Origin of the sequence: Sorangium sp. So ce1504, assembly GCF_051521635.1 — a bacterium.
Lineage (GTDB): Bacteria > Myxococcota_A > Polyangia > Polyangiales > Polyangiaceae > Sorangium > Sorangium cellulosum_B.
Genome location: NZ_CP150365.1, coordinates 1 through 24,000, shown reverse-complemented (window position 1 = coordinate 24,000; position 24,000 = coordinate 1). Strand labels below are relative to the sequence as shown.

At 72.3% G+C, this 24,000-nt stretch carries 15 protein-coding genes; 8 read left to right on the top strand and 7 right to left on the bottom strand.

The genetic code is table 11. The features are described 5' to 3' along the window. Positions 1–126: 126 nt before the first annotated feature. Positions 127–504, bottom strand: coding sequence for a DUF4339 domain-containing protein (locus tag WMF39_RS00075; RefSeq protein ID WP_437743525.1), 378 nt, complete (start codon positions 502–504; stop codon positions 127–129). Between the two features lie 203 nt (positions 505–707). Between WMF39_RS00075 and cobA the strand changes: the two genes are divergently transcribed. After that, a complete protein-coding gene (cobA, locus tag WMF39_RS00070) occupies positions 708–2,312 on the top strand; it encodes a uroporphyrinogen-III C-methyltransferase (protein WP_437743524.1) in 1,605 nt (534 codons plus the stop codon). A gap of 325 nt (positions 2,313–2,637) precedes the next feature. Here the strand turns inward: cobA and WMF39_RS00065 are convergent, their stop codons facing one another. Together WMF39_RS00065 and WMF39_RS00060 are read right to left on the bottom strand one after the other, a co-directional pair. Further along, positions 2,638–5,454, bottom strand: a complete 2,817-nt coding sequence (locus WMF39_RS00065; RefSeq protein WP_437743523.1) for an ArnT family glycosyltransferase — start codon at positions 5,452–5,454, stop codon at positions 2,638–2,640. A gap of 266 nt (positions 5,455–5,720) precedes the next feature. Continuing rightward, positions 5,721–6,578 carry a response regulator transcription factor gene (locus WMF39_RS00060; RefSeq protein ID WP_437743522.1) on the bottom strand — a complete coding sequence of 286 codons (858 nt, stop codon included), beginning with the start codon at positions 6,576–6,578 and terminating at the stop codon, positions 5,721–5,723. 298 nt (positions 6,579–6,876) lie between these two features. Between WMF39_RS00060 and WMF39_RS00055 the strand changes: the two genes are divergently transcribed. Next, on the top strand, positions 6,877–7,836 hold the full coding sequence (locus tag WMF39_RS00055) for an RluA family pseudouridine synthase (RefSeq protein WP_437743521.1): 960 nt from the start codon (positions 6,877–6,879) through the stop codon (positions 7,834–7,836). Here the strand turns inward: WMF39_RS00055 and hrcA are convergent. Beyond that, positions 7,829–8,872 (bottom strand): heat-inducible transcriptional repressor HrcA, encoded by a 1,044-nt coding sequence (hrcA, locus tag WMF39_RS00050; protein ID WP_437743520.1) that lies wholly within the window; start codon positions 8,870–8,872, stop codon positions 7,829–7,831. The genes WMF39_RS00055 and hrcA overlap by 8 nt on opposite strands. Before the next feature lie 336 nt (positions 8,873–9,208). On the opposite strand from hrcA, the gene WMF39_RS00045 reads away from it, so the two are divergent. The 3 genes from WMF39_RS00045 to WMF39_RS00035 all read left to right on the top strand — a co-directional run bounded on the left by WMF39_RS00045 (position 9,209) and on the right by WMF39_RS00035 (position 11,746). Further along, positions 9,209–10,003 (top strand): hypothetical protein, encoded by a 795-nt coding sequence (locus tag WMF39_RS00045; protein ID WP_437743519.1) that lies wholly within the window; start codon positions 9,209–9,211, stop codon positions 10,001–10,003. Positions 10,004–10,073: 70 nt separating this feature from the next. Continuing rightward, the gene (locus tag WMF39_RS00040; protein WP_437714927.1) at positions 10,074–11,135 is read left to right on the top strand and encodes a hypothetical protein; all 1,062 of its coding nucleotides are present in this window, start codon (positions 10,074–10,076) and stop codon (positions 11,133–11,135) included. A gap of 98 nt (positions 11,136–11,233) precedes the next feature. Further along, positions 11,234–11,746, top strand: a complete 513-nt coding sequence (locus WMF39_RS00035; protein ID WP_437743518.1) for a Fur family transcriptional regulator — start codon at positions 11,234–11,236, stop codon at positions 11,744–11,746. A 50-nt stretch (positions 11,747–11,796) separates the two neighbouring features. On the opposite strand, the gene WMF39_RS00030 is transcribed toward WMF39_RS00035, so the two are convergent. Beyond that, positions 11,797–14,244: an HAD family hydrolase gene (locus WMF39_RS00030; RefSeq protein WP_437743517.1), complete on the bottom strand. Its 2,448-nt coding sequence runs from the start codon at positions 14,242–14,244 to the stop codon at positions 11,797–11,799. 1 nt (position 14,245) lies between these two features. Continuing rightward, positions 14,246–15,508: an aspartate aminotransferase family protein gene (locus tag WMF39_RS00025; protein WP_437743516.1), complete on the bottom strand. Its 1,263-nt coding sequence runs from the start codon at positions 15,506–15,508 to the stop codon at positions 14,246–14,248. A gap of 268 nt (positions 15,509–15,776) precedes the next feature. On the opposite strand from WMF39_RS00025, the gene grpE reads away from it, so the two are divergent. The 3 genes from grpE (at position 15,777) to WMF39_RS00010 (ending at position 22,449) form a co-directional block, all read left to right on the top strand. Continuing rightward, entirely contained in the window at positions 15,777–16,361 is a 585-nt protein-coding gene (grpE, locus tag WMF39_RS00020) for a nucleotide exchange factor GrpE (protein ID WP_437743515.1), read from the top strand. A gap of 187 nt (positions 16,362–16,548) precedes the next feature. Continuing rightward, positions 16,549–18,411, top strand: a complete 1,863-nt coding sequence (gene dnaK, locus WMF39_RS00015) for a molecular chaperone DnaK (protein ID WP_437743514.1) — start codon at positions 16,549–16,551, stop codon at positions 18,409–18,411. 120 nt (positions 18,412–18,531) lie between these two features. Beyond that, a complete protein-coding gene (locus WMF39_RS00010) occupies positions 18,532–22,449 on the top strand; it encodes a serine/threonine-protein kinase (protein ID WP_437743513.1) in 3,918 nt (1,305 codons plus the stop codon). 135 nt (positions 22,450–22,584) lie between these two features. Here WMF39_RS00010 and dnaA read toward each other — a convergent pair whose 3' ends face one another. Beyond that, positions 22,585–24,000 carry a chromosomal replication initiator protein DnaA gene (dnaA, locus tag WMF39_RS00005; protein ID WP_437743512.1) on the bottom strand — a complete coding sequence of 472 codons (1,416 nt, stop codon included), beginning with the start codon at positions 23,998–24,000 and terminating at the stop codon, positions 22,585–22,587.

The following is a 24,000-nucleotide window of genomic DNA, read 5'->3' as shown; positions in this document are numbered from 1 at the left end:
GAATCGGTTAGTGTTCGCCCGAAACCGCCAGCATGAGAACGGCCCTCCACTTCCCGTCTTCCGGCCGCGCTCGCCCCGCCGCGCGCGCAGCTCGCGCCGGGCGCGGTCCGCGCGCGCGGCCATCGCTCAGCGGTGGGCCGCTCCAGAGCGCGCGGCCGGGCGCGCCGCCGGGCCGGGGCGCGGCGTCATCGGCTGGGGCGTCTGCTGGGACGACAGTGGAAGCGTGTCGTCGTCGTCATCCGCTGCCGAGCCCTCCTCCGGCTGCTCCGCAGGCGTCGCCGTGGCGGCGACCGTGACCGTTGCAATGTCGGACAGCGGGCACCACACGGTCCATGCCTCATTGCGGACGAAGCTATCGAGGGGGACCACTCCGCTCTCGATGCCGCGCGCGAGCTGGTCGAGCCTGACCGGCCCGACCGAGCGCTCCCCGTTGGTGACGTACCATCGGTCCGGAAAGCCGCGCTCCGAGCTCAGCAGCTCTTCGACCAGTTTCACCGATCTCATCGAATGGACTCCAGAAACCGCCGGACGTTGAATCGACCGGATGCGATTCTAATCCCATAACGCACCGGGTCAACATCACTGCAGAATCGCTATGACAATCAACGTCTGCCATGCATGAACGAGATAATGACGGGAGTTTGACTGTGTTTCCGAGGCGTAACGATCCTTCCGAGGAGGGCCCCGGCGCGGCGGCTGCGGGGGCAATGAACGACGGAGCGCCGGGCGCGGCCAGGCCAGGCGTCGTGTACCTGGTCGGCGCCGGCCCGGGGGATCCGGGGCTCCTCACGTTGCGCGGCGCAGAGCTCCTCGCCACGGCCGACGTCGTCCTGCACGACGAGCTCGTCCACCCCGCGCTGCTCGACCGCGTGCGGGAGGGCGCCGACGTGCGCTCGGTCGGCAAGCGCGGCGGCGATCGGGTGGTGAAGGACGCGAAGCAGGCGGAGATCGACGCGGAGCTCGTCGCGCTCGGCCTCGCGGGCCGCAGCGTCGTTCGCTTGAAGGGCGGCGATCCGTTCCTCTTCGGGCGTGGCTCGGAGGAGGCGGAGGCGCTCGCGCGGGCCGGGGTGCCGTTCGAGGTGGTGCCTGGCGTCTGCTCTCCGCTCGGCGCGACGGCCTACGCCGGCATCTCGCTGACGCACCGGCACATCGCCTCCAGCGTGATGATCGTCAGCGGCGTCACCCGGGCCGGCAGATCCTTCGACTGGAGCGAGCTCGCCTCCGTCCGCGGGACCATCTGCGTCCTGATGGGCATGCAGGCCCTCGACGCGGTGGTCGCTGGGCTGATGGGGCCGGGGCGCCGCGATCCCGCGACGCCGGCGGCGGCGATCCAGTGGGGGACGCGGGCCGACCAGCGCGTCGTCTCCAGCCGCCTCGACGACCTCCCTCGCCGCGTGGAGGAGGCAGGGATCGAGAGCCCCGCGGTCATCGTCGTCGGCGCCGTCACGGGCCTGCGCGACACGCTCCGCTGGTTCGATCGGAAGCCGCTCTTCGGCAAGCGCGTGCTCGTGACCCGGCCGCGCCACCAGGCGCGCTCGACGTCGAGGCTTGTGCGCCTCCGCGGCGGCGAGGCGGTGGAGCTCCCGACCATCGAGATCCACCCGCCCCCCGACCCCGCGCGCGTCACCGAGGCTGTCCGCGGCCTCTCCGGTTACCACGCCGTCGTCTTCACGAGCGAGAACGGGGTGGCCTGCTTCTTCAAGGAGATGGAGCGGCTCGGCCTGGACGCGCGCGCCTTCGGCCCTGCGCGCCTCGCCGCGATCGGCGTCGGGACCGCAGCCGCGCTCGCTGCGCGCGGCGTCCGCGCCGACATCGTCCCGCGGGAATTCCGCGGCGAGGAGCTCGCGGAGGCCATCCTCGCCGACCCCGCGCTGGCCGGACGCCGGGCGGCGTCCCCTCGAGTCCGCGTGCTCCTCGCGCGCGCGCTGGTCGCCCGCGAGGTGCTCCCCGAGCGCCTCCGCGCCGCCGGCTGCGAGGTCGATGTCGTGCCTGTCTACGAGACCCGCCCTGCGTCGGCCGGTCGCCGCGAAGAGCTGCTCCGGGCGCTCTCGGCGGGCGCGATCGACGTCGTGCTGCTCACCTCGAGCAGCACAGTCGACAGCCTCTGCGATCTCCTCGGCGAGGGCGCCGCAGCGCGCCTCGAGCGCGTGCTCCTCGCGAGCATCGGGCCGATCACGACCGCGACCGCCGAGAAGCGGGGGCTCCGGATCGGCGTGACCGCCGAGGTGAGCACCACAGCAGGTCTCCTGGACGCGCTGGATCGACATTTCACTGCATTGCAAGCTGCCCCTGGGAGCGCCGGGAGCGAATGAGCTGGTCGCACGATGTGCGGCCGGCGCACCTGCGGAAATAAAGAGAGCGTCGCAGCGGACCTGGGGGGAAGGTCTCCGCCGCGACGCTCGATCCCAGGGGAGAGCAGGGCGCGTGCCTGCGACTTCTTCAAGTCGATTCAGGTACTTAGGACGTCCCAGCAGGAGTCCCCTTGCGCTGCTGCGCCGCCACGGCGACAGAGATGCAAGGACACTCCTGATTCAGCATGACCGTCGAACATCGACAGCGGCATTCCCCGGGCCGGAGCAGGCGTACAGCGTCACAGCCGGACAGCGCTGGTGAGAGCGCCCTCCGGTTCCATTTGGCTCACTCGAACGTCGCTCGCACCACGAGGAACTTGTTGTTGAGCTCGATGGAAGTGAGCTTCTCGAAGATGCGAGGGCTGCCGAGCTCGTTCGACAAGGAGCCCGTGCGTCCGTGCTCGGTGACGAAGTAGAAGGTCTTCACGCCCTTCTTCTTCTGCTCGTTGATGTAATCCTGGAACTTCTTTCCGCTCGACACGAAGGCCGCCAGCCGGTTGCCGGCATAGAAGTTCTCGCCCTTCCAGTTCAGCTGGTAAGCGACGAGCGGCCCTGGGATCTGCTGATTCGCGCGCACGTAGGCGAGCAACGTCTCGCGTTGCCCCCAGTGAGGCGACGTCCGCACGAAGTACACGTCGATGCCCCACGCCGTGAACACGACGGCGAGCGACAGGAGCGCGTAGACGACGTGGCGGCGCCAGCGCGCGACCATCAGCAGCAAGCACAGCGCAGCGGCGGCGGCGGTGAAGGCCCACAGGGCCGCGGAGAAGTCGAGCGACTGCGGCCAGGGGCGCTTGTAATTGTACGTGAACAGGTGCAGCAGCCTGGCCTGGCTCGGCTGTCCCTCGCGCACCATCGCGAGATCACGCCCGACGAGGAACACGAGGAGCGCAGCGCCGAGCGCGACGGCGCCGAGCATCGCGCGCTCGTAGCTGACCACCGCGGCGGAGCGCGCCGACTGCACCGGCGAGGAGGCGCCGTTCGAGCGGCGCGCGAGCCCTCCCGCGCGGCCATCGAGGCGCAGCATGTCGTCGAGCAGGATCCCCGTCAGCATCGCCGCCGGCGGGACGGCCGGCAGGATGTAGTGATGGAACTTCGTCAGCATCAGCGAGAACAGCGCGAAGCCGAAGAGGAACCACATCGCCAGGAACACCGAGGCGTCGCCCTGGCGGACGTCGACCGAGCCGCGCTCCCCCGGCGCCGCCCCCTCGCGCCGCCTGAGCCACCACACGAGCGACGCGGGCACGAGCCCGGTCCACGGGAACATCGCGTAGCCGAGCTGCCACACGTAGTAGCGGAAGCTCACGTCGTCGCCCTCGTTCGTGTCGTGGACGTGGGTGAAGGCGCGCTTGAACATGTCGTGGAACAGGAGCCTGTCGGTGAACGGCTGGCCGTGACGCGCGTACATCGCGACGAACCAGGGCAACGCGACGCACGCGAGCACGAGCAGCCCGACGGGGATCTCCATCTTGAGCACGTCGCGGTACCGGCGGGAGACGACGACGTAGCCGAGCGCGCAGAGCACCGGGAGCCCGAAGCCGGCCGGCCCCTTGGCCATCGTGGACAGGGCAGCGAAGAACCACGCCGAGAGGAAGAGGAGCCGCTGGACGCGCCGCTCGCCCCAGCTGGCGTACAGGACGATCCCGAGCGTCTGCACCCAGACGAGCGCCTGGAGCGCAGGCTGAAGGCCGGGGAGCACGGGCAGCACCGACCGGCAGGCCTCGTTGCCAGGGAGACCGCAGTTGCCCGGTGAGCCCGAGCTGAAGACGTCGCCGCGGAAGTGGAGGCCGAAGGGCGAAAGGCCGATCTCGAGGTGACGCGAGAGCAGGTAGAGGATCTGCGGCAGCGCGCAGGCCAGGATCGCCCCCAGCACGAGGTGATAGGCCGAGAGGCCCACCTTGAGCGGGCCGAGATCCACCTCGTAGACGCGCGCCTCCTCCGCGTCGTCGGTGTGGATGCCGAGCAGGAGGAGCGCCATCGCCGCGGCCATCGTCGCGACGAACGGCATGTCGGTCATGGTCTGGTGGGAGACCAGGAACCACTGCGGCATCGTGGCGAGGACGAGCCCCGCGAGCAGCCCCGCGCGGCGGCTGAAGATCCGCGAGACGGCCTTGTAGAGAAGATAGACGGCGATGAGCGTCAGCGCGAAGACGGGGAGCCTGACGGCCCACTCGGGCCACGGGGTGCGCCCCTCGGCGGCCGCCGAGAGCATCTCGCCCGAGCGGTAGCGGACGCCGAACGCGGCCATCGCGAGCGCCTGCATCCAGAAGTCGAGCACCGGCTTCGACCAGAACCAGCCGTCCTGCGCCCACCAGAGGGAGATCCAGTCGTTCCTGGCCAGGATCTCGCGCGCTACCTCGCCGTAGTGCGTCTCCCAGGGATCGGTGAGCGAGTGGCTCCCGAGCATGGGCAGGTAGAGCAGCGTGACGACGGCGACGAGCCAGAAGCCGTGCCGCCGGCCGAGGGGGCGCGGAGCTCCCGCCTCGTCGACGCGACAGGGGCCGAGGCGCTCGCCGAACCGGAACGCGCCGATGACCGCCGTGAGAAACGCGGCAGGGACGGCGATGGCGGGCACCGCCAGCGAGAGCAGCGTCGGCGCGCCGTCCGACGAGAGGGGGCTCGGCGAGAAGAAGCCCGCGACGCTCAGCGTGATCAGGACGAAGAGCGCGACGAGCCCACCCCCGAGCAGCGCGAGCGGGCCGAGGAGGTCGCGGATCCCGACGCGCATGGCGACGCGCTCGGGGGGATCGTCGAACGTGCCGAGCAGATCGAGCAGGCCGATCGCCGCGATGGCGACGCCGAGCGCGCCGATCGGGACCCCCCAGCGCAGCTGAGGCGCGAGCGCCATCACGACGAACGTGAGGAGGGCGCCCGCGGCGGACACGGCAGCGCCGCGCCAGCGGAGCGGGTTGCCCTGCGGCACGAGGCGAGCCTCCTCGGCGTCGGCCGCGACCCCGGCCACCATGTCATCGCTCCCCGCCGCCCCGTCGCCAGCGGAAGGCGCGCGTGGCTCAGGAGCGTTCGGGCTCTCCAGATCGCCCGCGGCCGTCCCGTCGCGGGCGTCCGCGGGCGCACCGCTGCGTTTGTCGTGTGTGTCGTTCATGGCTGCGCCAACCGCGGAACGAGGCGCGGCCCTGGCGTAGCAACTCCAGGTCGCCGGGCAAAGCAGCGGTCGCATGCGCCCGCGCTGCGATCCCGACCGCGCGCGCCCCGCGAGCGACGCCGCGGCGCGAGGAGCGCCGTACCGTAGATGGATCGGTGGGCCTCACGCGCCCAGGAAGGCGCCCCGCCCCGTTCGCGTGCCTGGCCGGCGCGACAGGAGCAGGGGCGGGTCGACACCCGCGGCCAGGCAGCGGCCGCGGTGGGCGCCTACTTCGTCAGGCGCGCGATCTCTTCCTTGATGATCGTCTCGGCGAGCACCGGCACGACCTCCCACACGACGCGCTCCACGACGTCGCGGGACAGCGCCATCACGGCCTCCACCTGCTCGGAGGTGAGGCCGAGGCCCTCGAGCTTGCTCGCCATCTGGCCGTTGACCTGCGCGGAGGCAGTCGCGGCGACGGCGGCAGGCCCCGTCGCGGTCTTCGGCACGCCGGACACCGGCGTCGGCGAGAAGGCCATCGTCGTCGTGACCGGCACGTTCGCCGAGCCGCCCGGCGCCGTCTTGACCGAGGCCTGGGCCGGCGCAGCGCTCGTGGCCGGCGCGTTGGGCGTGTAGATGAGGGTCTTCGCGCGCTGGAGCGGGCTCGCTGCCGCCTGCTGCGCAGCGGCCGCGGGCTGCGCGGCGGGCTGCGCCGCAGGAGAGCGCGCTTGCGCAGGGGCCGCGGCAGCAGGGGTCGCTGCAGCGGCGGGCTTCGCTTCGCCGCGCGACGCCAGCAGCTTCTTGACCTTGTCGATCATCTGCTGGGTGTCGAACGGCTTGTCCATGTGATCGTCCGCTTGCGCGCCCGATCCCTTCGCGGGGTCGAACGGGTTTTGCTTGGACGACAGGATCAGGACGGGCGTCGCCGGTGAGGCCTGCTTGATCGCCTTGCACAGCTCGTAGCCGTTCTTCGGCTCGAGCGTGACATCGGCGATCACCAGGTCGGGTTTATCGCTCTTGAGCTTCTGCAGCGCAGCGTCGGCGCTGCTCGCCGTCACGACGCGGAAATCCTGACCCGCAAAGGTGATTTCGAGCACTTTGCGCATGGTCACGCTGTCGTCTACGGCGAGAAGGGTGCTGGCCACGAACGGGTCTCCTCTCAGATGGCGAGAAAGCGATGACGGCTCTGGATATCTTCGGCCCCGGTCGCGCGATGTGTCAACATTCGCGGTGTATTTCGCCCCGCGGGCCCCGCGGATGTGCGTTTTTCCGCGCCGGTAGAGCCCGGTCCCACGCTGGTGGGCGGAGCCGAGGCGCCCCGGTGAGCTCTACATGCGTCCGCTCCGACCCGCCACTCCGCCGAGCCACGAAGACAAATCCGCCGAAACGACCGGGGTCCACCCGGCCGCCCAGGTACGACCTCCGCAGGATGGCCGCTGGACGGTGCCCGCCGAGCTGGATCGGCGCCCGCTGGACGGGGCCGTCCGTGCGCTGGCCGCGGTCTCGTGGTCCGACGCGCGCCGGTTAATCGAGACCGGCAAGGTGCTGGTCGGGAGCGCGGTGGCGACGAGCGCCCGTCGGCGGGTGCTCGGCGGGGAGCTGATCGAGGTCCGCCTGCACGCGCCGAGGCCCGAAACCGTGCGGCGGCGCAAGCTCGAGGGCGAGCTCGTGGTCTACGCGGACGCGAGCGTCGTCGTGGTGAACAAGCCCGCCGGGGTGAGCACCATCCCGTACGGCGACGAGGCCCCCGCGGAGCAGGCCGCGACCCTCGACGCGCTGGTGCGCGAGGTGCTGGCCAGGCGCGACCGCCTGCGCGGGCGCGCGCCGCTCGGCGTGGTGCAGCGCCTCGACAAGGGGACCAGCGGGCTTTTGGTCTTCGCGCGGACGCTCGCCGCGAAGAAGCACCTCGCGCAGCAGCTCCGCGTCCGCGCGATGCACCGGCAGTATTTGGCGCTCGCGCACGGCGCCGTCCCGCGGGGCACCTACCGCAGCTACCTCGTCGAGGATCGGGGCGACGGGCTGCGCGGCTCGGCGCGAGAGGGGCGGCGCGAGGGGCAGCTCGCGGTGACACACGTGGAGCCGATCGAGGTGCTCCGAGGGCCGCAGGAGGGGGCCGGCGCCGGGGGCGTGACGCTGGTCGCGTGCCGGCTCGAGACGGGACGCACGCACCAGATCCGCATCCACCTCGCGGAGGCCGGGCACCCGCTCGTCGGCGAGACCGTCTACGTGCGGGATTACCGAGGGACGAGGGTCCCGGCCGCGCGGCTGATGCTCCACGCGGCCGAGCTCGGCTTCAACCACCCGGCCGACGACCGGCCGATGCGCTTCCAGGCGCCGCCGCCCCCGGACTTCGACGACGTGCTCGATCGGCTCCGCGAGCCGCAGCGGAAGGGCGCTACTTGACCTTGCCGCGGACCTCGGTCATCGCCGCGGCCGTGGCGTCGACCAGCGGCATGACCTTCGCGTAGTCCATCCGCGTCGGGCCGAGCACGCCCACGGTCCCGGCGACGCGGCCGTTCTCCATGTACGGCGCGGCGACGAGGCTGAGCTGGCCTCCGCCAAGGTCGCCCGCCTCGCTGCCGACGAACACGGTGACCTCACCCGCGCCGGCGGCGAGCGTCCGGTCGAGCAGATCGACGAGCTCCTCGCGCTCCTCGAGCGCCTTCATCAGCTTCTTGAGCCGGTCGACGTCGGCGTACTCAGGCAGATCGATCAGGCGGTTCTGCCCCTCGATGACGACCTCGCTCCGCCGGGTCACGTCGGCCGTCGCCTTGCTGCCGAGCTCGAAGGCGCGGCGCCTCAGCGCGTCGATCTGGAGGCGCTCGTCCGCGAGGCGGCGGGCGAACAGGTCCCGGATCTCGCCCAGGGTGCGCCCCTCGATGACGTCGGTGAGCAGGTTGTGGATCCGGGTGAGCTCGCTCTCGTTGATCGCCTCGTCGGCCGAGATGAAGCGGTTCGCGACCGAGCCGTCGGCGAAGACGAGCACCGCGAGCAGCTGCCCGGGCTTGGTCGGGATGAAGCGCAGCTGGGCGAGGGCGCGGAGCTCCGCCCGCGGCGCCGCGACGATCGCCGCGGCGCCGGACAGCTCCGAGAGGTAGCGCCCGGTCTCGCGGAGCGGATCGCTCGCCCCCGCGTAGATCTCGGTGAACCTCGCGCTCAGCTCGGCCTGCTGCTCGGGGGACAGCGACCGGAGCTCGACGAGCGCGTCGATGAACAGCCGGAGCGCGCGATCGGTCGGGATCCGCCCGGCAGAGGTGTGCGGCTGGTGGAGGTACCCGGCCTCCTCGAGGTCAGCGAGCACGTTGCGGATCGAAGCAGCCGAGAGATCCAGCCCGTACTTCCGGGCGAGCGTCCTGCTGCCAACTGGGTCGCCCGTTGCGATGAACTCGGTGACCGCGGCGAAAAGGATCTTTCGAGCTCGGTTGGAAAGATCACTCATATCAGTTGCATGCAGCGTACAAGCGCGCCGCCGTGGCTACCTGGACCAGGGACCGCCCGGACCGGGAAGCCATGCGGGCCGGACCTTCGCTCCCGTACGTCAAGCTGCACGTGCGGGCGCTTGACCCACGAACGCGCATGCGACCCATTTTGAGGGGATCGCGCGGCCCGGTCAAATGTCGCGGTAGGATCGGCAGCCAACCCCCCACGCACGGGGGGGCCCGCTCCACCGGATGGCGGCGCGGTCGGCCACTCGGCTACTCGGCCACGTGCACGTGGTCACTTGGCCCCCGAGAGGGTCGGCCTGCCTTGCTTCGCACGAGGATGTACCGCAACGATGCCGCCCGCACGCCATGCCGCCGCTGCCTGCGCGCTCGCCCTCGCGCTCGGCCCCCTCGCCGCCGCGCCGAGCGCGCAGGGCAAGCCGAAGGTCAGGTACCACCAGGACTGGGCGAAGCACCCGTCCGCGCGCTACGCGGCCATGAGCGCGGAGCAATGCCGTGCGGCGCTCACGCAGCGGAAGATCGCGTTCGAGCCGGTGCAGCGCGCGCCGGGCGTGCTCGCTCCGGTGCGGCTGATGCAAGGTGTCGGCGGGGTCCTCTACCGGACGGCGCTGCCGGCCCATCAACGCGCGGGAAACCCGCACGACGTCTTCGACTGCCGCCTCGCGCTCGCGCTCTCGGACTTCAGCCGGATCCTCCGCGCGCACGACGTCGACGAGGTGCTGATGTTCTCGGCCTGGCGGCCTCCGGCCAGGATGTGGCCCGAGGGCAGGCTCGCCACGAGGCACCCCGGCGGGCTCGCGATCGACCCCTACAGGTTCATCAAGGAGCGCGTCGGCGGCGGGTTCGCGGAGGATTGGCTCGAGGTGGAGCGCGACTTCGTCGGCAGGCGCGGCGCGCCGGTCTGCGGCGAGAGCGCCGGCCCGACCGGCCGGCCCCGCGGGGCCGGCAAGGGGGCGGGCAGCGGCCCTCCAGCGGACGCGGCAGCGCGAGAGCTGCGATCCATCGTGTGCGAGGCCATGGACCAGCACATCTTCACGTCGATCCTCACGCCCAACTACGACCGGGCGCACAAAAATCACCTGCATCTCGAGGTGACCCCCGGCGTCCAATGGCATCTCGTGCGCTGATCCGGGAGGGGCCGTCCTCCCGCGCGCAAACCCGCTCTCCCTCCGAGGTCGACCCGCTATGTTAGCCCGCGTGCCCGCACGAAGACCCCCGCTCTCCCGCGCGTCCGCCGCGCTGGCGCTCGCCGCTGTCGCGCTGTCGTTCACGTTCGTCGGCTGCCCCTGCGTCAGCGGTCCCGTGAACGCGAGCCCCGCCCTCCGCTGGTTCCTGTTCTCGAACTTCGGCGCCAGCAAGATCTGCCCCGAGATGCTGAAGAGCGGGGTCTCGCTGCGCCTGCAGGACAGATCGGCGTCCATGGGGCGGTTCTTCCCGATGCAGTGCTCGTACGACGTCAACGACGCGGCCCAGACGATCACCGTCCACATCGCCGGCACGGGCTACGGCTACATGCAGCCGGCCAAGCGGGTGGGCTTCTCGCTCACGACGTCCGTCGAGTACCGACCCGACTTCCAGCTCGCGGACGATAACGTCTACGTGTGGGGACGGCTGAACCGGATCGTGCAAGGCCCGAGCTTCCAGCTGGGCTACGTCGAGAACCCGGTCATCGACGTGATGGCCAACGTCCCGCCGTTCGGAGGGCTCGCCAACCTGCTCGGCAACCAGATCGTCGCTGGCGAGCTGACCCGCGGGTTCACCGTCCTCTACAACGAGGAGACCGGGAAGGACTTCACGCTGGGGATCCTCATGCCGCCCCAGCGACCGCACCACCCGTTCGAGGCGGAGGACGAGGAGCGGTACACGTTCGCGAACGAGACCGTCGAGGTGTACGCGAACCAGCGCGACTACCTCGGGCCGTTCGAGGTCGCCGACTCGGACCAGGCGCTCTACCTCAAGGTCAGCGCGCAGGGCGCGCCCGTGGACCTCATGATCGTCGACAAGCCCACCGGCGACGCCTGGCGCGAGGCGTACCAGACCGGCAAGCCGCTCGGACCCCCGCCAGGCCCGGTGCAGGCAGGCGGCCCTCTCCAGCCCGGGATCATCGAGACCCGCCGCTACGCGCTGCGCCCGGGCCTCTACTACGTCGTCATCGACAACACGGCGGCGGCCGGCCTGGTCGCGCCGCCCATCACGCTGCTCAGCCCCCTCGGGGGTTCGGCGGCTCAGATCAGCTACATGGCGCAGGTCGGCGAGTAGCGCCGACGAGCGAGGCACGGGCAGCATCGGCGAGGTCGCGCCACGTAGGTTCGGTCACCGGCCTTGACGCGGTTCGCCGCGAACGGGATAAACTTGCCATGGCCGTCATGGAGAGAGAGGGGAGCGGCGCCAGCCACGTGGACCAAATTGCCCTCGACCGGCTCCGCGCTCGCCTCCAGGCGTACATGGCGAAGAAGGGGCTGAGATCGACGGCGCAGCGCCGGCTGATCGTCGACACGTTCTTCTCCGGCGCCCCGCACATGACCATCGAGGACCTGCTCGCGGAGGTGCGCGCGCACGACCGAGGCATCGGGTACGCGACGGTGTACCGCACGCTCAAGCTGCTCGCGGAGTGCGGCGTGGCCTCCGAGCGCCGGTTCGGGGACGGCCTTAGCCGCTACGAGCTGGCGGACGACGCCAGCACGCACCACGACCACCTGATCTGCGTCAACTGCGGGAAGATCATCGAGTTCGAGGAGCCGCGGATCGAGGCGCTCCAGGAAGAGATCGCCGCGAAGTACGGCTTCGACGTGACCTGGCACAAGCACGAGATGTACGGCGTCTGCGCGGACTGCCGTGACGCGAAGGACACCACGCCCGACGTCTCGTAGCCGGCCCCCGGCGCGGCGAGGAGCCCCGCGCCGGCGAGCGCGCCCGGCGCTCAGCTCTTCGCGTCGAGCGCGCGGGCGTGGACGACGGCCATGACGCCGCCGAGCAGCGAGGCGATGGGCGCGTAGGCCGGCGGGAGCACGAACGCGGCGATGACCGCGGCGCCGACGAGCGCCGGGGCGACGCTGAGCGCGAGCCCGACGCGCGCCTCGAGGCGCGTGCGGTGCGCGAGCGCGAGGGAGAGCGCGGCGTCGCGGACGTCGTCCGACGCGAGGACCGTGGAGAAGTCGGCGGGCGCCGAGCCGGCGGCGCCGAGCGCCACGGAGACGTCCGCGGCGCCGAGCGCGGCGTCGTCGACGCCCGCGTGGCCGAGGACGGCGACGCTCGTGCCCGCGTCGATCAGGCGACGCACCTCCGTGCCGCGATCCGCGGGGAGGATCTCGGGGCGGATGTGATCGATGTCGAGCGAGCGGCCGATCGCCTCGCACGTCTCGCGCGCGTCGCCCGACATCAGCACGGGCTCGATCTGCGCGTCGAGCAGGTGCTGGATGGCGGCCCGCGCCCCGGGGCGCAGCCCGTCCTGCAGGCCGATGATGCCGACGAGGCGAGCGCCGACAGCGACGAGGACCACCGTGCGCCCCAGCGCCTCGAGCTCGGCGACGCGGCTCTCGGCCGCGGCGATCGAGATCCGCTGCTCGAGCATGAGCGCGCGGTTGCCGACGCAGAGCTCCTCGCCGGACGAGGTGACGGCCGTCACGCCGAGGCCGGGGTGGAAGTTGGGGTTGCGCACGCCGTCGGGCCGCAAGCCGCGGGCGCGCGCGGCGCGGACGATCGCCGTCGCGACGGGGTGCTCCTCGGTGCGCTCCGCCCCGGCCGCGAGCGCGAGAACGTCGCTCGGCTTGAGCTTCTGGCCGGTCGCCTCCAGCTCCGCGAGCTCCGGCTCGCCGAGCAGCAGCGTGCCGCGGGCGCAGAACACGGCGACCGAGGTCTTCCCCGCGCGATCCCAGGCGTCGGCGCTCTTGTAGACGATGCCCCGGCGGAGCCCGAGCAAGATGCCCCGCGCGACGTGCACCGAGGCGATGGAGGCCGTGATCGCCGTGGACAGCGCGGCGAGCACGGCGGCCGCGGTCATCGCGATCTCGACCGGAGCGCGCCCGGCGACGAAGGCGGAGAGCGCGCCGATCGCCGCGGCGCCGATCGCCCAGCGCTCGGTCAGGGCGCGGGAGGCCTGCGCGATGGGCGCGAGGGCGTCCGCGCGCCGGCGGGCGTCGAGCAGGACGCGCGCGACCGCGCGATCGCCGCCTGAGAAGGTGCACGCGCCGACGAGGCGACCCCGGACCACGGTGGCCCCGGCGACGACCGGGTCGCCGTCGCGGCGGCGGGTCGGCGTGGTCGCGCCGATCCAGGGGAGCACCTCGACGTCGCCGCCCGTGACGACGAGGTCGACGGGGACGATCTCCCCCGCGTCGACCTGGACGCCCTCGCCCGGTCGCAGCTCGTAGAGCTCATCCCCGGCGCCCTCGACAGGACCGCCGTCGCCGCCGCGCTGAGGGGCGCGGTCGGCGGGCGCCTGGCCCTGCGCCCACGCGCCAGGCGGCCGGCGCGCCGGGGTCGAGAGCACGGATCCGATCCACGCCCGCTCCGCGAACACGCGATGTCGGGCGCTCTCGATGAGCCACGCGCTGATCGCGCTGGCGGTGGCGATCACGCCGGCGAGCGACGCGGCCTCGGCCGCGAGGGCGCGGTCCTGACCGAAGAGGGCCCAGACGGCGGCCACGAGCCCGCCAAGAACAGGGGCGAGCATCGGCGCAGGGTGCGGATCGGTGGCGTCACGCGCGGTCGTGGCGGCGCGGCCAAGGAGCATCCCGGCGCTCACCGTGGCGAGCACGATCCGCGCGCCGATGACGAGCTTCGCGTCCCCGGCGAGGGTGAGCGCGACGGCCAGCGTCCCCGCGATGATCGCGAGCACGAGCAGGAGCGCGCCGATGTCCCGCGCCTCGACCGCATCGTAGCGCTGCGGCTCCTCGCTCAGGATGGTGTTCCCGATGGGCTCGAGCAGCGCGCGATCGTCGTCGAGGACGGGCAGGTCCGGGAGCCGCTCGTCGAGCGACACGGGCGGGAACGCGTCGACGATCGGCGCGTCGAGATCCGCGACGCGCGCCGCGCCCTCGTCGGCGCTCGCCCGCGCGGGCTCCGCGCGCGGGGTGCGCGGGGTGGAGGCGTGGTGCCCGCCGGCGCCGGGCGGCGCGCCCGACGGGAGCCCCCGGGGAGGAGCGCCGGCGAAGGGCGCGCCCAAGGCCGCGAGGCCCGCAGGCCGGCCGTCCCCCGGCGCAGGCGGCGCTTCACCGAGGAAGGCGTGGCGGCACCGCGCGTTGCAGAAGTAATGGAAGCGCTGATCGAAGATCGCCACCTGCCCCGCGCGCAGGGGATCGATCAGCTTGCTGCAGCCCGAGCACGGGACGGGTGCGACGGCGGGACCCGCGGCGCGCGAGGCGACCACCTCAACCTGCAGCCGGCGTCTCGGCGAGCGCGGCCTCGACCTCGGCCAGCGCCTCGTCGATCTGCGCCTCGCTCACGATGAGGGGCGGCGTGAACCGGAGCACGCTGCTCCCCGCGATCGTGAGCAGCACGCCCCGATCGCGCGCGCGGCCGAGGGCGGCGCGCGCGTCGACGGTCGGGGCGAGGATGAGGCCGCGGAGCAACCCGCGCCCGCGCTCGCCGAGGCACACGCCCGGCAGCCGCGCGGCGATCGCGGCGAGGCCGCGGCCGAGCTGCTCGCCGCGCTTCAGGGCGGCCTCGCACAGCTTCTCTTCCTCGATGACCGCGAGCACCGTGCGCGCCGTGGCGGAGGCGAGCGCGTTGCCGCCGTAGGTCGAGCCGTGCGAGCCCGGGGGCAGCGCGCCGTTGAGCCGCTCCCGCAGCACCAGCGCGCCGACCGGGAACCCACCGCCGAGCCCCTTCGCGAGCGCCGCGGCGTCGCCCTGGACGCCGTCGTACGTCGCGCCGAGCCAGTGCCCCGTGCGCCCGATGCCGGTCTGCACCTCGTCGATGAGCAGCAGCGCGCCGTGCTCGTCGGTGATGCGCCGCAGCTCGGCGAGGAACCCGGCCGGAGCCGGCAGCACGCCGCCCTCCCCTTGCACCGGCTCCACGAGGATCCCCGCGACGTCCGGGCCCATGGCCGCGCGCACCGCCGCCACGTCTCCGTACGGCACGTGCGTGACGCCGTCGAGCGAAGGGCCGAAGCCCTCGCGGTACTTCGGCGTCCCGGTCAGGGCGACGGCGCCGAGGGTGCGGCCGTGAAACGCGTTGTCGAACGCGATGATCCGGTAGCGCCCCTCCTCGCCCCGGTTGAAGAAATGGCGGCGCGCGAGCTTGAGCATCGCCTCGTTCGCCTCCGCGCCCGAGTTGCAGAAGAAGGCGCGGTCAAAGCCGGTCTTCGCGCAGAGCTCCTCGGCCAGGCGGAGGTTCTCGGCGTTGAAGAAATAGTTGGAGACGTGCATCAGGCGACCCGCCTGCTCGGAGATGGTCGCCACGAGCCGCGGGTGAGCGTGCCCGAGCGAAGCCACAGCCACCCCCGCGCACATGTCAAGGTACCGGCGCCCCTCCGTGTCGAAGAGCTCGCAACCCCTGCCGCGGTCGAGGACGAACGGCGGCTGGCGGTAGTTGCCGAGCAGGTGCTTCTGCGCCGCGAGGAGCGGCGCGCTGGCGGACGTCGAGGCGTTCGCCGGCGGAGGTTCGGCGGCGGGGCTTGTGGCGATGCTCATGGGGGGCGATCTAACGCCGGGCGGGGGGTCGGAGCAAACGCTCGATGCAGCGCCCGCAGCGGATCGTGGAGACCCGGGCAATCTGCGCGTCCGAAGCGCGTCTGGAGCGCGTCCGGAGCGCCCGCGCGCCGGCCCCCCCCACCCGCGGGCGTCCTGGGCCGGCGCGGCGGCGAGCGCCGACGCGCTCGGGCGCCGGCGCTCGCCTCCGGACCGACCATGGGCCTGGCGATTGCCAGCGGATCGCGGCTGGTTATAGTGCCGCCGTCCTATGAGCGATTCGGAACAAAATGGGTCGAACCAGAACACGGGGGAGACGGCCGACGCGCGGGCGGAGCGCGCAGAGGCCGCGGAGCAGCAGGCCCCCAGCCCCGAAGACAAGCTAGGCGAGGTGCAGGCCGAGGCCGCGCGGATGCGCGAGCAGCTGCTGCGCACCGCCGCGGATTTCGACAACTTCCGTAAGCGCTCCCGGCGCGAGGTCGAAGAGGCGCAGCGCCGCGGCCGCGAGGCGATCCTGAAGGATCTGCTCCCGGTCTTCGACAACCTCGAGCGCGCCGCCAGCCACGCCGAGAGCGCGCCGGACGTGAAGTCGGTCGCCGAGGGCGTCCGGATCGTGACGAAGCAGTTCGTCGACACGCTGGAGCGCATGGGCATCAAGCGCATCGCCGCGGTCGGCAAGCCCTTCGATCCCAGCGTGCACGAGGCCATCCAGCAGCTCGACTCGACCGAGCACCCCGCCGGCGTCGTGATCGCGGAGGTCCAGCCGGGATACATGCTGGGCGATTACCTGATCCGCGCGGCCATGGTCGTCGTCTCGAAGGGCTCGCCCGTCGAGCCGGCGCCCGCGGCGAACTGATCCTCCGCGCGGCGTCGCGCCGGCTCCCTCGGCGCACACCCTCGGCACGGTGCGCATCCTGGCGGTGATCCTGTCCGGGATCTGCCGTGCCCCGCTACCTCGCCGCACGATCTCCCCAAATATCGCGGGCGCCCAGGTCGTCTCCCCACCCGGCGAGCATCCAGGCCTGTAGTATCTTTCGCCGCATATGGGGAAGGTGATCGGCATCGATCTCGGGACGACGAACTCGTGCGTGGCTGTCGTCGAAGGGGCAGGCGTCGCCTCGGCCAACGATGTTCGGGTGATCCCGAACGCCGAGGGCGCGCGCACCACGCCGTCCGTGGTCGGCTTTCCCGCGAGCGGTGAGCGCCTGGTCGGGCAGGTCGCGCGCCGCCAGGCGGTCACGAACCCGCAGAACACCATCTACGCGGTGAAGCGGCTGATGGGCCGGAAGTTCACCGCGCCCGAGGTCAGCAAGCAGATCAGCCTCGCTCCCTACAAGATCGTCGAGGCGCCGAACAGCGACGCGTGGGTCGAGGTCAAGGGGCGCAACTACTCACCGCCCGAGATCTCCGCGGTGATCCTCGGCCAGATGAAGCAGGTCGCCGAGCGGTTCCTCGGCGAGCCCGTGACGGAGGCGGTGGTCACCGTCCCCGCCTACTTCGACGACGCGCAGCGACAGGCGACGAAGGACGCAGGGCGGATCGCCGGGCTGGACGTGCGCCGGATCATCAACGAGCCGACCGCCGCGGCGCTCGCCTACGGCCTCGACAAGGTGAAGGCCGAGACGATCGCGGTCTACGATCTCGGCGGAGGCACGTTCGACATCTCGATCCTCGAGATCGCGGGCGGGGTCTTCAGCGTCAAGGCGACCGGCGGCGACACGCACCTCGGCGGCGAGGACTTCGACCAGCGGATCATCGACCTGCTCGCCGACGAGTTCGAGGGGAAGAGCCGCATCGATCTGCGCCGGGACCGCATGGCGCTGCAGCGGCTCAAGGAGGCGGCCGAGAAGGCGAAGCACGAGCTCTCGTCGTCGCTCGAGACCGAGATCAACATCCCCTTCATCGCCGTCGGCCCGGGCGGAGGGCCGCTCCACCTCGAGCGGACGATGCGGCGCAACGAGCTCGAGATGCTCTGCGAGGGCCTCATCCGGCGGACCATCGACGTCTGTCGCGCGACGCTCGGGGACGCCAAGCTCCCCGTCTCCGCCGTCAACACGGTGGTCCTCGTCGGCGGCATGACCCGGATGCCCGCGGTGCAGGCGGCGGTGCGCGAGTTCTTCGGCCGGGAGCCGAACAAGGGCGTGAACCCCGACGAGGTCGTCGCGGTCGGGGCCGCGCTGCAGGGCGCCGCGCTCTCCGGACAGGTGGACGAGGTGCTGCTCCTCGACGTGACGCCGCTGTCGCTCGGCGTCGAGACCGGCGGCGGCGTGAGCTTCAAGCTCATCCCGCGGAACACGACCATCCCCACCGAGCGGAGCGAGATCTTCACGACGAGCGTCGACAACCAGAGCTTCGTCCCCGTGCACGTGCTCCAGGGCGAGCGCGAGATGGCCGCGGACTGCCGGAGCCTCGCCCGGTTCGAGCTCACCGGCATCCCTCCCGCGCCGCGCGGGCTGCCCAAGATCCAGGTCACCTTCCGCATCGACGAGAACGGGATCGTCCGCGTCGAGGCGCGGGATCTCGGGACGGGGCGGGTGCAGGAGATCCGGGTGACCCCCACGAGCGGCCTCACGCCGGACGAGGTCGAGCGGCTCGTCTCGGAGGGCGAGCGGTTCAAGGAGACCGACGCGCTCCGGCGCGATCTCGCCGAGCTCCGCAACCAGGCCGAGACCCTCGTCTACACGACCGAGCAGGCCCTCGAAGGCTACGGCGATCTGCTCGACGCCGAGCTCCTCGGCGAGGTCCACGCCGAGTGCGCGGCGCTGCGGAAGCTGCTCGAGGCCGGCGGCGACCTCGACGCGCTCCGGGACGCGTACGCGCGTCTCGAGGGGGCGGCGTTCCGGATCGCGGAGTCGATGTATGGAGGGGACGATGACGCCGGCGCAAACAAGGCCGTCGAGACATGACGCGCGGCTAGGCGACGCGGCCGGCGCGGCGGCGCCGGCTCGCGCGCCGATCGCGGGCCGTCCCCTCCGGAGCGCCGCGCGCGCCAAAGGCGCGAGGCTGCGTGGGGCGCAGGCGGGGCGATGCTGAGCGAGACCTTCGGGCGGTATCGCTTGCTCGAGCGCCTGGGCGAAGGCGGCATGGCCGAGGTCTTCAAGGCGAAGAGCTTCGGCGTCGAGGGGTTCGAGAAGGTCCTCGTCATCAAGCGCATCCTCCCCAAGCTGGCCGAGCAGGGGCGCTTCGTGGACATGTTCGTGCACGAGGCCAAGCTCGCCGTGCGCCTCTCGCACGCGAACATCGTGCAGGTGTTCGACCTCGGCCGCGTCGACCATCCGAACGGCGATCCGACGAGCTACTTCATCGCGATGGAGTACGTCCCCGGGCTCGACCTGGCGACGCTCCTCGCCCGCTGCCGGAGGGCGAAGAAGCCGATCCCCCTCGCCATGGCCGTCTTCATGACGGCCGAGATCGCGAAGGCGCTCGATCACGCGCACCGGCGGCGCGACGAGCAGTCGCGCCCCCTCGGCATCGTCCACCGCGACATCTCTCCGCAGAACATCCTGCTCTCCTGGGAGGGCGAGGTGAAGGTCACCGACTTCGGCATCGCGAAGGCGACGCAATCGATGACCGACGAGGAGGTCGGCGAGAACCGCGCAGGGAGGATCCGCGGGAAGCTCGCCTACATGAGCCCCGAGCAGTCGCGCGCCGGCGCGATCGACGGCAGGAGCGATCTCTTCTCGCTCGGCACGGTGCTCTACGAGATGCTCGCCGGGTCGAACCCGTTCGCGGCGCCGACGGCGTTCGAGATCATGCGGCGGCTGCAGGCGAGCGAGTATCCGCCGCTCGCGCTCGTGCGCCCCGACGTGCCCCGGTCGCTCGTCGACGTCGTGAGCACGATGCTCGCGAAGGACCCCGAGGATCGGTTCCCCGACGCCGGGCGGCTGCACGAGGCGCTCCTCGGCTTCTTCTACGCGACCGCCGAGCGGTTCGGGGCGAACGACCTCGCCGATTTCCTGGAGCCGTTCCACGAGGAGAAGAGCGCCGAGATCCAGGCGAGCGCCGTGCTCGAAGAGGAGCCGAACGGGGCCAACGAGCGCACGCCGGTCGAGGTGCCGCACACGGCGAGCACGCGCAGCCGCTCGGCGTCGGGGCTCCTCCAGCTGCTCGAGAAGGCCGACAGCGGCCCGGCCGCGCGCGGGCTCGGCGAGCGGCGCGAGGTCACGGCGCTCGTGCTCATCTTCACGGGATCCGAGGACGACGCGGCGAGGCGCATGGCGCGGGCCCGCGACGTGCTGGCGCGCTATGGCGCGCTGCTGCTCGAGCAGGAGGCGTCGCAGCTCGTCGCCATCTTCGGGCTCGGCGACGCCGACGGCCGCGACACGGAGGCCGCGGCGCGCGCCGCCCTCGTGGTCCTGCGCTCGCGCGGCGGGGGCGCCGCGGTCTCCGCCGGCATCCACCTCGCCCGCATCCTTGTCGACAGCGCCGGCGCCCCGATCCGCGACGAGCGGCTCACCTCGCTCATCGCCTCCGCCCAGGCGCTCGCACGCGCGACCGAGTCCCAGGTCGCCGTGTCGAACCTCACCGGGCGCGTCCTCCGCAACGCGTTCGCGACGGAGGAGCTGCCCGGCGCGGGCCGGACAGCGCCCGAGGGGGGGCGCGTCGTCACGTCCGCGCAGCCCCCGGACGGCGCGCACGGCCGCTTCATCGGCCGCCGCGACGAGCTCAAGCAGCTCGGCGACATCCTGGCCGCCGCCACGCGGAAGCGCGCGCAGATCGTCGTCATCCAGGGCGAGCGCGGCATCGGCAAGACGCGGCTGCTCGCCGAGATGGAGCGGCGGCTCTCGAAGGGCGACTACAACGTCGGCGTCTACGTCGCCTCGTGCCCGCACAACGGCGCCGACGTCCCGTGGAGCGGCCTCACCGCGATGCTCCAGGTGCTCTGCGGCATCCAGGAGGGCGACGACGAGGAGCGCATCCGCGCGGTGCTGCCGCGGCTGCGGGCGCTCGGCCTGCGCGACGACGAGTCCGCGGCCGTGCTCGGTCAGCTCGGCGCGGCGCTCGCCGAGAGGCGGGCGCCGCAGGGGACGACCGCGATCCTGCGCACGGCGTTCCCGCGCATGGTGCAGAGCCTCTGCGAGGATCGCCTCCACTGCTTCGCGTGGGACGACGCGCAGGCGATGGACCAGCTCACCGCCGAGACCCTGCTCGCCACCGCGGGCCGCGCCGGCGGGCTCCGCGCCGTGCTGATGCTGGCGACGCGCAGCGACCCGCCGCCGCTGCTCGAGGCGCACCCCCACTTCTACCGGCTCAAGGTCGGGGAGCTCTCGGACAGCGACAGCGCGCGCCTCATGTCGGCGCGCATCGGCGCGAACTTCCTGCCGCCCGACGTGGTCGCCTTCTGCCGCGAGCGCGCCGGCGGCCACCCGCTCTTCCTCGAGGAGCTCATCAAGGAGCTGAGCGACTCCGGCGCGCTCAGCGTCGTCAGCGGCGTCGTGAAGGCGCGGCTCGACGGCGCGTCGGCGGTGCCGCGCTCGCTGCGCACGCTCATCGCGACCCGGGTGCGGCGGCTCGATCCGAGCGACCGCGCCGTGCTCCAGGCGGCGGCCATCCTCGGCGATCCGGTGCCGACCGAGGTCCTCGCGGCGCTCCTCCAGCAGAAGCTCCCGGCCGTGAGCCGCGCGATCTCCGGGCTCGCGACCCGCGACCTCTTGCGGCTCAAGGGCCCCGCGCAGGCGAGCTTCGCGTCGCCCATGCACGGGGAGATCGTCCTCGACGCGATCCCGCCGGAGCTCCGCCGGGAGCTGCACGCCGCGGCCGCGGCGGCGTACGTCGCGGTCGTCGGCGAGGACGGCGCCGAGCACGCCGAGCGCATCGGGCAGCACTTCTACCAGGCCGGCGATCGCGACCGCGCCGCCACGTTCTACGCGCGCGCGGCGCTCCACAAGATCCGCGCGAGCCAGCTCGATCCGGCGCTCCGGCTCATCTTCCAGGCGCTCGATCTCGGCGACCACGCCCACCGCTCGCCGGCGGAGCTCTCCGGGTGGCTCGGCTCGCTCGCCGACGTCGTCGTGCGCGTGCGCTCCGCGCCGGATCTCGTCGACGTCGCCGCCCGCGCGCTGCGGCGCATCGACGAGGCCGGCACGCCGGAGCAGAAGCTCTCGGCCCGCGTCGACCTGGCGCGCGCCCTCGGCGCGGTGGATCTCTTCGCCGACGCGTACGCGAGGCTCGAGGAGGCCTACGCCCTCGCCGGCGATCGGGAGGACCTCCGCCGCAAGGCGCTCGCGTGCGAGACGGAGATCGGCGTCCGGACGGGCGACTTCGCGCGCGCGGAGCGCGCCGTCGAGCAGCTCGAGGCGACGGGCGCGATCGACGATCCGAGGCTCTTGCTCGCGATCTCCCAGACGCGCGCGGCGACGGGCGACATCGCGGCGGCGCTCCGCGCCCTCGATCGGGCGGAGGCGCTCGGCGATCCGGGCGACATCGCGGCGGCGAGCGAGCGCGAGAAGCAGCGCGTCCTCGTGCACGTGTTCCTGCGCGACTTCGACGCGGCGGTGAAGAGCTCCGCCCGCGCCGTCGACCTCGCCCGGTCCGCGGGCCTGCGCTTCGAGACCGCCGCCGCGCTGCACAACCTCGGCGACGCGAGCCGGCGGCTCGGCGATCTGCCGCGCGCCTACGCGTCGCTCACCGAGTCGAAGGAGCTCGCCGAGGAGAGCGGCCACGAGCGCCTCGCCTCCATCAACCGCGCGCACCTCGCCTACCTGGACGGGCTGAGCGGCGCGGCCGGCGCCGGCGAGCTCCTGCGCGAGCTCGCGCGCTACGCCGACGCGCGCTCCTACCGCACCGACGCGCTCGAGAGCCGGTACCTGCTCGGCGCGCTCCTGAAGCAGCGGGGCCTGGTGAAGGAGGCGCGGCGCGAGCTCGCCGAGGTGCTCGATCTCGCGTCCGCGTACGGCAACAAGCTCGTCGCGGACGACGCGCGCTCCGCGCTGTCCGAGCTCTGACCTCGCGCGCTCGTCGCGCGTCGCGCGTCGCGCGGAGATCCACGCGACACGCGGCCCGCTAGCGGACCGAGGGCCCGGTAGCCGGCAGGTCGCGCTCGTGCTGCGCGCGCGTCTTCCGCGTCGCGCGGGCGCGGCTCACTCGTCGGCGAGCTTCTTCTCGAGCGCCTCGAGGTGGGCGCGGACCTGCGGATCCGAGTCGCGCTGCGCCTCGATCTTGCGGACGGCGCTCATCACCGTCGTGTGATCGCGGTTGCCAAAGGCCCGCCCGATCTCCGGGAAGCTGCACTTCAGCCGCTGCTTGCAGAGGTACATCGCGACGTGGCGCGCGAAGGCCACGCTCTTGTGGCGGTCCTTCGAGGTGAGGTCGATCGAGCGCAGGTGGAAGTGGTGGCACACCGCGCGCTGGATGTCCTCGACGCTCATCATCTGCGCGCGCGGCGGCGACGTGGCCGTGATCTCGGCGCGCGCGAACGGGAGGTCGACGGGGCGGCCCGTGAGCGAGCTCTTGGCCGCCAGCCGGATCAGCGTCCCCTCGAGCTCGCGGACGTTGGAGCGGACCATCTGCGCGAGGTAGAGCGCCACGTCGTCCGTGAGCGCGATGCCCTCGAGCGCCGCCTTGTTCCGCACGATCGCGACGCGCGTCTCGAGCTCCGGCACCTGGATGTCGGCGACGAGCCCCCAGGAGAACCGCGAGACGAGCCGCTCTTCCATGCGCTCGAGGTTCTGGGGGTACTTGTCGCTCGTCACCACGATCTGCCGGTCGAGCGTGTGAAGCGCGTTGAAGGTGTGGAAGAACTCCTCCTGCGTCTGCTCGCGTCCAGCCAGGAACTGGATGTCGTCGACGAGCAGCACGTCGCAGCTCGACCTGTACCGCGTGCGGAACTCGTCCATCCGGTGGTGCTGGATGGCCGTGATGAAGTCGTTCGTGAACTTCTCGGCCGAGACGTAGATGATCCGCGCGTCCGGCCTGCCCTCGAAGACGCGGTGCGCGATCGCGTGCATGAGGTGGGTCTTGCCGAGCCCGGTGCCGCCGCAGATGAAGAGCGGGTTGTAGCGGCGTCCCCCGCCGCCCGCGGCCGCGATCGCGGCCGCGTGCGCCAGCTGGTTCGAGGGGCCCACGACGAAGCTCGCGAAGGTGTGCTTCGGGTTGAGGTCGTCCGGCATCGACGGGACGCGCCGGAGCGCCGGCTCGGGGCGGGGCGCCGGCACCGGCGCCGCGCTGGTCGGACGCACCACGAGCGCCCGCGGACGCACCGGGGTGAGCTCCACGCGCTGCGCAATGGGCGCGTCGAGGTTCTGATCCACCGTCCACGCGACCTGGACCGACCAGCCGGTGAGCTCTCGGATCTTGTCCGTGAGCGCTGGCAGGAAATTGTCCCTGACCCACTCGAGGACGAACTCGTTCTGGACACGCAGCGTCAGGACGCCGTCGGTCAGATCATCGAACTGAACTCCCCCGAACCACTGATCGAAAGTGGCCGGGGAAAGCGTCCGCGTATGCTCGATCGCCCGATCGAAGACCTCGCGCGGCTCGTGTTTCGGAATCGTCAT

Excerpts from the sequence above, each read along its gene's own strand:
- WMF39_RS00075 (WP_437743525.1), bottom strand. The coding sequence starts at position 504 with ATGAGATCGGTGAAACTGGTCGAAGAGCTGCTGAGCTCGGAGCGCGGC.
- cobA (WP_437743524.1), top strand. The coding sequence starts at position 708 with ATGAACGACGGAGCGCCGGGCGCGGCCAGGCCAGGCGTCGTGTACCTG.
- WMF39_RS00065 (WP_437743523.1), bottom strand. The coding sequence starts at position 5,454 with ATGAACGACACACACGACAAACGCAGCGGTGCGCCCGCGGACGCCCGC.
- hrcA (WP_437743520.1), bottom strand. The coding sequence starts at position 8,872 with ATGAGTGATCTTTCCAACCGAGCTCGAAAGATCCTTTTCGCCGCGGTC.
- WMF39_RS00045 (WP_437743519.1), top strand. The coding sequence starts at position 9,209 with ATGCCGCCCGCACGCCATGCCGCCGCTGCCTGCGCGCTCGCCCTCGCG.
- WMF39_RS00035 (WP_437743518.1), top strand. The coding sequence starts at position 11,234 with ATGGCCGTCATGGAGAGAGAGGGGAGCGGCGCCAGCCACGTGGACCAA.
- WMF39_RS00025 (WP_437743516.1), bottom strand. The coding sequence starts at position 15,508 with ATGAGCATCGCCACAAGCCCCGCCGCCGAACCTCCGCCGGCGAACGCC.
- grpE (WP_437743515.1), top strand. The coding sequence starts at position 15,777 with ATGAGCGATTCGGAACAAAATGGGTCGAACCAGAACACGGGGGAGACG.
- dnaK (WP_437743514.1), top strand. The coding sequence starts at position 16,549 with ATGGGGAAGGTGATCGGCATCGATCTCGGGACGACGAACTCGTGCGTG.
- WMF39_RS00010 (WP_437743513.1), top strand. The coding sequence starts at position 18,532 with ATGCTGAGCGAGACCTTCGGGCGGTATCGCTTGCTCGAGCGCCTGGGC.
- dnaA (WP_437743512.1), bottom strand. The coding sequence starts at position 24,000 with ATGACGATTCCGAAACACGAGCCGCGCGAGGTCTTCGATCGGGCGATC.